We start from the raw sequence: 8,928 nt of genomic DNA, 5'->3' as shown, positions 1-8,928 counted from the left end.
GTGGTGGGCGAAGCATGATCGGTAACGGCATCGCCTGGGGGCGCCATACCATCATCGAAGAGGGCGAGCTGCAGCGCGACACCCTGCAGCTGCGCGTCGACCACTATATCGTCGCCGGCCCGGACGGACGGCCCTTGCCGGGTCGGTTTCCCACCCTGGAGGCGGCGAAAGCTTTCGTCGAGCAGCGCGAGGCCGACGACTGACGTTTGTGCGAGCGGGCCCTGCCCGCGAAAGGGTGGCTTTAGCCACCCGGCGGGATACCAGAGACGTCTGGAAGCGGCGCAGTAACAAGGTCTCTGGGATCCTGCCGGCCGGCTTTGCCGGCCTTTCGCGGGCCGGGCCCGCTCCCACAAGGCAGGCTCCCACAAGCCGGCGTTCCTAACCAAGCTGCCGAATAGTAAGAATATGAGCGATCCGCTCCCCATCCCAGATGTACTCGTAATGCGTGGCCGGCGTCACCGATTCAATCAGATGCGGTGACAGCAGGGCGAAACAGCGCGCCTGGTGGTGGCGCACCGAGCCGTACACCAGACCGTGCTCATCGGCGTCGAACAGGGCCCGGCCCAGCCGGCGCGCGCTGCCGTAATCCTCGGGGTGATACCAGTCCTCGTCGTCGCGGCGGGGGTCATGGATATTGCGTAGCCGCGCGCTGAAGCAGACCTTCAGGCCGCGCATCACGATGCGATCGAATTTCAGACCCTGAACCGCACGAAAGTAACGCTCCTGATGGTAGCGGGTCTCGGCGATCGCCGTGGCCATCTGTTCGGCGCAGTAGAACACGCCGTATTCGCCATCCGAGAAGCGCGAGCCGTAGGGGCTCAGATGCACGAAGGGGCCGAGCGCGTAGTTGCAGCCGGGAATGCCCCAGGGGCGGCGCGCCGGCGGCACCCGGTGCAGCTCGCCGACCTGCATCTGAATGCGTGGGTTGGTGAGCGCCTGAACCGCGTACAGAGCTTCGAAATCGGCCTGGTCGGCGACGTCGTCGAATAAATGGATGGGCGGGTATTTACCGTTCACCAGCCGGTAGGCCTCTTGATGGAGAAAAGCGGCGGTGGGCAGGTCGGCGGGGTCGATCACCACTGCCCCCCGCGCAGCCCGTCCAGTTGCCGGTGCACTTCGTACAGGCTGGCCACCCGGCCGTTGCTCATCACATCCATGGGGCTGGCGCCGTTGAAAAACGGGTTGTGGTTCGGCATGCGCACGAAGCCGTAGACGTTTTCCCGGTTGCCGAACAGGGTGCGCAGCGCCTGGTGGATGTTCAGCAAATAGCTGAGGCGCTCGAGCAGATCATTGCTCACCCGGGCGCTTTCCGGTCGGCTTTGGTATTTATGCAGGGTGGAGCGGCCGACGCCGAGCAGGGCGGTCTTTTCCCTTTCCGAGCACTGCCAGTGGTCCAAAAGGCGCAACACCGCCCGCAACGCGGCATGGCGGGCCGTGTCATCCAGTGGTTTGGCGCAAGGTTCAATGGCCGGTTGCATATTGCCTCCTGACGGTTTTCTCCATAATAAGGCTTAAAGTGATGGAATGTCCACAAATAGACAGCGGCTCGACCGGATGTGAAAAAGTGTTCAATTATGACCGCCCGGTGAAACCGCGCGCCGGTGTCCGGGTCTGTTAAGCGGGTAAGCAAATACAGCCGTTGGACGGGGAGAACCGCATGAGAACAGGGTTGTTTGGGGCGCTTTTGATGGTCGCGGGCCTGGCATCGGCCGGCGAGGGAGGCTGGGTGGACGCCCATCTTCACTATGTGGATTTCATGCAGCAGAGCGACGGCAGCGAGGCGATGTTGGCGGCCATGGACGAGGCCGGCGTCGAGGACGCCTGGCTGTTCGGCCTGCCGGTGGTCAAGAAGTGGCAGCAGGACGCGCCGCGCCGGCCGCGTTATTACCTGGGCGACGAGGCGCCGCTGTATTACTACAGCGCCACCGACGACATCGTCGCCGGCGCGGTGCGGGATCTGCCGGAGGATCAGCGCCGCCGCCTGGCGCCGTTCATCAGCGGTTTCAATCCCACCGACATGAACGCCGCCCGCCACGTGCAAGCGCTGATCGAACGCTACCCCGGCCTGTGGCGCGGCATCGGCGAGGTGATCACCCGCCACGACGATCTGACCGCGCTCACCGCCGGCGAAACCGCCCGCGCCAACCACCCGGCGCTGATGAAAGTCTACCGTCTGGCGGCCCGCCACGATCTGCCGGTGCTGCTGCACAGCAACCTGACCTCGCTGCGCGAGGAAACGCCGATCTACCTGGGCGAGCTGGAGGACGCGCTGAGAAGCAATCCGGACACGCGCTTCGTGCTGGCCCATGCCGGTACCAGCGGCGGCGTGGAGAAGCGCCAGGCGCCGCTGGCTACGCTCAATGAAATCATCTGCGCGCTGCTGGAGCGTTACAACAATCTTTATGTGGATCTGTCATGGAGTGTGCGCGAGCACTATCTGATCAAGGACGGCGAGCCGCGCGCCGCCTGGGTGGCGCTGATCGAGGACCATCCGGACCGCTTCGTATTGGGCAGCGACGTGGTCGGCCATTTCGACAGCATCGGCGCGATCCTGGGTGAGTACCGTCCGCTTCTCGACGCCTTGCCGAAACCGGTGGCGGACAAGCTGCGGGCGGAAAACGCCCGGGCCCTGTTGCCCGAGCGCGGAGCCGTGGCGGAGGACTAGTCGCGCCGGCGTTGCAGGCGGCGCAGCAGGCTGGAAGTGTCCCAGCGGCCGCCGCCCATGGCCTGGACCTCCTTGTAGAACTCGTTGACCAGCGCCGCCAGCGGCAGCGGCGTGCCCAGCCGGCTGGCTTCCGCCAGGCAGATGTCCAGGTCCTTGCGCATCCAGTCCACCGCGAAGCCGTGGTCGTACTGGTCGGCGAGCATGGTTTGATGGCGGTTCACCAGCTGCCAGGAGCTGCCGGCGCCGGCGCCGATCACGCGCATGGCTTTTTCCGCGTCCAGGCCGGCTTTTTCGGCGAAGGCGATGGCCTCGGCCACGCCTTCGATCACCCCCGCCACGCAGATCTGGTTGGCCATCTTGGTGAGCTGGCCCTGGCCCACCGGGCCCATGTGCACCACGCTCTTGCCGTAATGATCGAGCAACGGCCGCGCCCGCTCGAACACCGCTTCGTCGCCGCCGCACATGATCGACAGGGCGCCGTCCTTGGCGCCTTGCTGGCCGCCGGACACCGGGGCGTCCATGAACAGGGCGTCGTGCTCCCGGCAGGCCTCGTCCAGGGCGTGCGCCATGGCGGCGCTGGCGGTGGTGTGGTCGACCAGCACCGCGCCCGCCTTGAGGCTCTGCACGGCGCCGTTGTCGCCCAGGGTCACCTGGCGCAGGTCGTCGTCGTTGCCCACGCAGACGAACACCATATCCGCGTCCAGGGCCGCCAGGGCCGGGGTTTCCGCCTGCTTGCCGGGATACTCGTCTAGCCACTGGCGGGCCCGTTCCGGGCTGCGGTTGTAGACGGTGACGGCGTGGCCGGCGTTGGCCAGGTGGCCGGCCATCGGATAGCCCATGTTGCCGAGGCCGATGAAGGCTGCGTGGATCATGGTAATGACTCCCTGTCGTGGCTGAGCGGATAAACGGCGAAGCTGTCGCGGGTCAGGCTGCCCAGATAGAGGCGCTCGCCGGCCTGTTCGGCACTGGTCACCGGCGCGAAGGCGTCCTCGCCAAGGTGCTGCAGATTGGCGGTCACCGCGCCGCTTTCGTCCAGGCCGAGCACGAAGCCGTGGCGGGCCGGCTGCGGCTGCATGAACTGGGGCAGGCGGAACACCACCTTGCGCAGCAGCGGCTTGTCGGACATGGCGTCCAGGGCGGCGTTGCGCGGCGCGAACAGCGCCAGCCAGAAGGTGCCCCGGCCGTTGCCGGAGATGCCGTCGGGAATGCCCGGCAGGTTATCGAAGAACACATCGTGGCTGCCCGCTTTGTCGCCCTTGAGCCAGTAGCGCAGCACGTTGTAGCTGCCGGTCTGGGTGACCAGCACGAAATCCTCGTTCTCGGAGAGCGCCACGCCGTTGGCGAACTGCAGGCCCTCCATCAGCACCGTGGTGGTGGCCGATTCGGGGTCGTACTTCAGGAAGCGGCCGTGCCCGCCGTGCTCCATGATGTCGTCGCGGGCCTTCATGGCCGGGCCGAATTTACTCGACGCGTCGGTGAAGTAGATGACGCCGTCGCTGGCCACGTCCACGTCGTCGGTGAAGCCGAAGGGCACCCCGTTGGCCTGGTCGGTCAGCACGGTCAGCCCGCCGGAGGCGGGATTCACGCGCAGCAGGCCGCGGTAGCCGTCGGCGACCACCAGGGTGCCGTCCGGCGCCATGTCCAGGCCCAGCGGCCGGCCTTCGGTGTTGGTGATCAGGTCGCCGTTCTCGCCGTTCGGATCGTAGCGCACCAGGCGGCCGTCCTCGTAACCCACGTAGAGGTTGCCCTGGTCGTCGATGGCCACGTCCTCCGGGCCATGGCCCTGACCGGCGGCGAGGCGCTCAACGTCGGCGAGCTCGTCATTGGCGGCGTAGGGGCCGGTCAGTTCCGGGGCCTCCGGCGCGTCCCAGGCCACCGGGTCCACCGGCACCGGCCACAGCAGCAAATAGGCGGCGGCAGCGGCCACCAACAGCAGAACGATGATTTTTTTCATTATGCCTTCCCGGTCTTGAAGCGATGCCCGCGAGTTTAGGCATTCACGACCGGGAAGACAAAGCGGGCCCTCAGGGGCTGAGTTTGAAGGCCGGCGCGGACAGACCGTCGCCGCCCTCGGCGAGTGGACCGGTGCGTGGCAACGGCTCACCGCCTTCGATCACCCGCGTGGCGTCGCCGTAGTGCAGCCAGGCCCGGGTCGGCACCACGCCGGCGCCCGGTCGGGTGTAATCGCAAACACCGTCGGGGAAAATCTCCGCCACGCGCTCGGCGAAGGCCGCCGGATCAAGGATGCCGGCCAGCGGGTTGGCCGGGTAATCCGCCGGGTCCACGTCCTTGAGCCGGCACTTGTTCACCAGGGTGGTGATGGCGTCGCCGGCGACGGTGCGTGGCGTGCCGAAGCGGGTTTGCACCACCGTTTCCTGCAACGCCACCAACGGGTCCGTGATCGGCGCCAGCAGGTCGCCGATTTCGCCGGGCAGCCCCAGGGCGGTCAGGTCCAGCCCGCACACCTGGCCGGTCAGGGCATCCACCACCAGGCCCGCTTGCGCGGGCGGCGCGGGCAGCAGCGACGGATCCAGACCCGGCACGATCGGGTCCGGATAGAGCAGGTTGCCGGTGAGCGGCACCAGCGGGCCTTCCTCATCGAACAACGACGACAGCGACAGGCAGCGATCGCGCGCCCGGGCCGGCTTGTGCGTGACCACTTTCTCGGCGATCGCGGCGGCGCCGTGGTCCGCTTCGATGTTCGACAGCCAGCGGTCCATGACCAGCAGGGCCTCGGTGGTGAACACGGTGTCGCCGGCGAGCGGGAAGGCGCCGAACCAGATCACGTGGTTGTCCGCGTGGCCCTGTACCGCCTCCAGGCGGGCGCGCATCTGCCAGGAGTGATAGGCGTCGTGGGCGATGCCGGGGTCCGGGCCGCGCAGGTCGATGATCGGCACGTTGGAAAGGTGCTCCGCGGTGTTGATGGCGCCGGTGCGGTAGGCGTTGCGGAGCGCGGTCGGGTCGGCCACGGTGCGCGCCGCCTGCGGCTGGATGTCCACGTTCAGGCCGCCGATTTCCCGGTTGACGCGCAGGAACTGCTCGCCGGTGATCAATCCTTGCTGCAGGGCACCCAGGCCGTACTGGACGCCGACGTTATCCAGGGGAATGCCGGCGAAGCCCCTGGACAGCAGGGCTTCGTTGGTGGACCAGACTTCCGGTGGTCGGCTGCCGAACTGGTTGATCATGAAGTCGAGCAGCCCGCAGCGCACCCCGTCGGGCCGGGTTTCGGCGTTGTACACCGGCACGTCGTCGGCCAGGCCGGGGCATTCCGCCTGCTCCGGGAAGGCGGCGGGGAAAAACGCCAGGTCCGAGACCAGCGGATTGACCGGCAGGTGGCCGTAGAACGCCGACCACTGCACCCCCGGCAACACGCCGCTGGAGAGCAGGGCGGTGATCACCGACAGGAAGCTGTCCGGATCGGAGGGAATCCGGTTGCCGAAATAGCGGCTGAGCAGGTTGTAATCGGCGAACTGGGTGGCGGTGGTCCAGACGTCCGGATAGGAGCACTGCACGATCAGGCCCTGGTAGATGCCGGGGTAGGCGTTGGCGATGTGCTGTTGCGCGATGGCGCCGCCGGAACAGCCGGTGCCGATGGTGTAGCGCAGCTCGCCGTACTGCTCGACGATGCGTTCCTTGCCCATCATCAGGGATTCCGCCGCGGTGACCAGATTGACGTTATGGCCGAGGTTCGCCTGGGCGGTGGAGAGCGTCATGAAGCCGCGGCCCAGGGCCGTGGTGATGCTGTCGCCGAGCAGGATTTCAGCGCCTTCCGGCGCGGTCCCGGCGATGTCGCCGTTGGGCGGTTCGCCGGGGCCGAAACTCACGCCCACGTTGCCGCCGTGGTGGATCAGCAGCTTGCCGTTCCACTGCGGCTGGGGCGCCAGGGCGGACCAGTCCCGGTCGGGCTGGAACAGGGTCATGATCTGGTAGCGGTCACGGTTCTGGACGCCGGTTTCAATGCGCACGATAAACGGTACCTGCACGCCCTGATCGGTGGTCACCCGGGCGATGTCCTGGTCCGCCGGCGGGTTGTCCGGCTGATAGTCGAGGAAGGCGCCGGGCAGGCCCGGGTTCATCGGATCGAACCCGGTGATGAACGCCTGCAGCTTGCCGGCGGGCACGTACTTGAAACGGTATTCGGCGGGCTGGTTGCACTGCGCGTCGGTGGCGGCGTCGTTGCTGCAGGTCCAGGGCCCGATCTGGGGGCCGGAAAACACCGGGCCGCCGTTGGGATGGTTGACCAGCGGCTGTTGCAGTATCGAGCCGTCGGCCAGGGTCACCCGCAGGGTGTGGGCGCCGGGGGACATGCCGTCGACCAGGCCTTTGAGGGACTCTCCGGTGCGCCGAAACCGGTCGCTGACGTCGGTGCCGCCGAGGCTGACACGGGCGTTATTGAGCAGCGCGGGGTCGTCGGCGGCGATCGCGACCAGGGCGTCGCCGCCGCTGATCAGGTCGGCGCGGCTGGACAGCACCCGGATGCTGCCTTCGCCGGCCACCGGCGCCGGCGGTTCAGTCTCCGGCTCGGTGGGCGTCGGCGACGGGCCGCCCGACGGGGCCGGCGAGGAGCTCGAGCCGCCGCCGCAGGCGGTGGTCAGTAAGGCCAGTAGGGCGAGCAGGGCGATACCGGCGTACCGGTTCACGGGCATCTTCATCAGGGCACTCCGCTGGCCGGCATGGGTGCCGGTCCGTTGTTATTAAAATGGCGCGTTGCCTGACAGTATCCACCGGCCGGCGGAGGGCGGTTGTTGGTGGCTGGTTGCGGATTGTTGTACTGGTGTACCAATTGTTGCGGCGGGGCAAAAAAAAGCGAACCCGTGGGGTTCGCTTTCTGGTCCCGAAGGACCGGACAGAGCGCCGCGGGGCGGCGGCTGTCGGTTACTTGCGGTCGCTGAGCGCGGTCATCTCGCGCTCGGTCTCGCCGGTGTAGAGCTGGCGGGGACGGCCGATCTTGTAGGGATTGGAGATCATCTCGTTCCAGTGCGCGATCCAGCCCACAGTGCGGGACAGGGCGAAGATCACGGTGAACATGGAGGTCGGGATGCCGATCGCCTTGAGAATGATCCCGGAGTAGAAGTCCACGTTCGGGAACAGCTTCTTCTCTTTGAAGTAGGGGTCGTTCAGGGCGATCTCTTCGAGCTTCAGGGCCAGCTCGAGCTGCGGATCGTTGACACCCAGCTCGTTGAGCACTTCGTGGCAGGATTCGCGCATCACGGTGGCACGCGGGTCGTAGTTCTTGTAGACCCGGTGGCCGAAGCCCATCAGCTTGAACGGATCGTTCTTGTCCTTGGCCTTGGCGATGTACTCGTCGATGTTGGAGATGTCGCCGATCTCGTCGAGCATGTTCAGCACCGCTTCGTTGGCACCGCCGTGGGCGGGGCCCCAAAGGGCGGAAATGCCGGCGGCGATGCAGGCGAACGGGTTGGCACCGGAGGAGCCGGCCAGGCGCACCGTGGAGGTGGAGGCGTTCTGCTCGTGGTCGGCGTGCAGGATGAAGATCTTGTCCATGGCGCGGGCCAGGGTCGGGCTGACCTTGGTTTCCTCGCACGGGTTGCCGAACATCATGTGCAGGAAGTTTTCCGCATAACCGAGGTCGTTGCGCGGATACATCAGCGGCTGACCGAGACCGTACTTGTAGCACATGGCCGCGATGGTGGGCATCTTCGCGATCAAACGGAACGCGGTGATTTCCCGGTGGGTGGGGTTATTGATGTCCAGCGAGTCATGATAGAACGCGGACAGCGCCCCCACCACGCCACACATGATGGCCATCGGGTGCGCGTCGCGGCGGAAGCCGTTGAACAGATTGCGGATCTGCTCGTGCACCATGGTGTGGTTTTTGACGGTGCTGACAAAGGTCTCTTTCTGCTCGGCGGTGGGCAGTTCACCGTTGAGCAGGAGGTAGCACACTTCAAGATAGTCCGACTTGGCGGCCAGTTCCTCGATGGAATAGCCCCGATGCAGCAGTTTGCCCACTTCACCGTCGATGAAGGTGATTTTTGATTCGCAGGAAGCGGTGGACGTGAAACCCGGGTCGAAGGTAAAGATACCGTTGGCGGTCAGGGAAGAAACGTCGATCACGTCACGGCCCAGGGTGGGCGTATGGATCGGCAGTTCCAGATCGTCCCGGCCCTCTACCTTGAGAATGGCTTTCTTCTCGGTCATGGGAATTTCTCCTCGGTGAATAGAGGGTCCCTACTGGGAAGGTCCTCCAGAGCGCGGGGGACGTTAAAGTTTTGGTGGGTCTTTGTCAACGAGAAGCCGGC

Annotated in this window: 8 protein-coding genes; 2 read left to right on the top strand and 6 right to left on the bottom strand. The window is 66.2% G+C overall.

Annotated features, from left to right (window positions below; all coding sequences use genetic code 11):
• Positions 1-203: hypothetical protein (locus ACEQZD_RS13280; protein ID WP_370186067.1), on the top strand; the 203-nt coding region annotated here is incomplete at its 5' end.
• A 175-nt stretch (positions 204-378) separates the two neighbouring features.
• Here the strand turns inward: ACEQZD_RS13280 and ACEQZD_RS13275 are convergent.
• Together ACEQZD_RS13275 and ACEQZD_RS13270 are read right to left on the bottom strand one after the other, a co-directional pair.
• Entirely contained in the window at positions 379-1,077 is a 699-nt protein-coding gene (locus tag ACEQZD_RS13275) for an RES family NAD+ phosphorylase (protein WP_335628445.1), read from the bottom strand.
• Positions 1,074-1,478 (bottom strand): MbcA/ParS/Xre antitoxin family protein, encoded by a 405-nt coding sequence (locus ACEQZD_RS13270; RefSeq protein WP_067606682.1) that lies wholly within the window; start codon positions 1,476-1,478, stop codon positions 1,074-1,076. The genes ACEQZD_RS13275 and ACEQZD_RS13270 overlap by 4 nt, the downstream gene beginning before the upstream one ends.
• Positions 1,479-1,726: 248 nt before the next feature.
• Here ACEQZD_RS13270 and ACEQZD_RS13265 point away from each other — a divergent pair, with 248 nt between their 5' ends.
• Positions 1,727-2,665 (top strand): amidohydrolase family protein, encoded by a 939-nt coding sequence (locus ACEQZD_RS13265; protein ID WP_372530081.1) that lies wholly within the window; start codon positions 1,727-1,729, stop codon positions 2,663-2,665.
• On the opposite strand, the gene ACEQZD_RS13260 is transcribed toward ACEQZD_RS13265, so the two are convergent.
• The 4 genes from ACEQZD_RS13260 to gltA form a co-directional block, all read right to left on the bottom strand.
• On the bottom strand, positions 2,662-3,537 hold the full coding sequence (locus ACEQZD_RS13260; protein ID WP_335628444.1) for an NAD(P)-dependent oxidoreductase: 876 nt from the start codon (positions 3,535-3,537) through the stop codon (positions 2,662-2,664). The two genes, ACEQZD_RS13265 and ACEQZD_RS13260, sit on opposite strands and share 4 nt — an antisense overlap.
• A complete protein-coding gene (locus ACEQZD_RS13255; RefSeq protein ID WP_370186063.1) occupies positions 3,534-4,619 on the bottom strand; it encodes an SMP-30/gluconolactonase/LRE family protein in 1,086 nt (361 codons plus the stop codon). The genes ACEQZD_RS13260 and ACEQZD_RS13255 overlap by 4 nt, the downstream gene beginning before the upstream one ends.
• Positions 4,620-4,689: 70 nt before the next feature.
• Positions 4,690-7,317, bottom strand: a complete 2,628-nt coding sequence (locus ACEQZD_RS13250) for a DUF6351 family protein (RefSeq protein WP_370186061.1) — start codon at positions 7,315-7,317, stop codon at positions 4,690-4,692.
• A gap of 223 nt (positions 7,318-7,540) precedes the next feature.
• Positions 7,541-8,827 (bottom strand): citrate synthase, encoded by a 1,287-nt coding sequence (gltA, locus tag ACEQZD_RS13245; protein WP_370186059.1) that lies wholly within the window; start codon positions 8,825-8,827, stop codon positions 7,541-7,543.
• Positions 8,828-8,928 lie beyond the last annotated feature (101 nt).

Origin of the sequence: Alloalcanivorax sp. (assembly GCF_964221125.1) — a bacterium.
GTDB classification, from domain to species: Bacteria; Pseudomonadota; Gammaproteobacteria; order Pseudomonadales; family Alcanivoracaceae; genus Alloalcanivorax; species Alloalcanivorax venustensis.
Note: the sequence above shows the minus strand (reverse complement) of the source record. Positions and strands in the feature narration are given on the sequence as shown.

Bases quoted from the DNA above. Each gene is read 5' to 3' on its own strand.
- ACEQZD_RS13260 (WP_335628444.1), bottom strand. From the start codon at position 3,537: ATGATCCACGCAGCCTTCATCGGCCTCGGCAACATGGGCTATCCGATG.
- ACEQZD_RS13270 (WP_067606682.1), bottom strand. From the start codon at position 1,478: ATGCAACCGGCCATTGAACCTTGCGCCAAACCACTGGATGACACGGCC.
- gltA (WP_370186059.1), bottom strand. From the start codon at position 8,827: ATGACCGAGAAGAAAGCCATTCTCAAGGTAGAGGGCCGGGACGATCTG.
- ACEQZD_RS13250 (WP_370186061.1), bottom strand. From the start codon at position 7,317: ATGAAGATGCCCGTGAACCGGTACGCCGGTATCGCCCTGCTCGCCCTA.
- ACEQZD_RS13255 (WP_370186063.1), bottom strand. From the start codon at position 4,619: ATGAAAAAAATCATCGTTCTGCTGTTGGTGGCCGCTGCCGCCGCCTAT.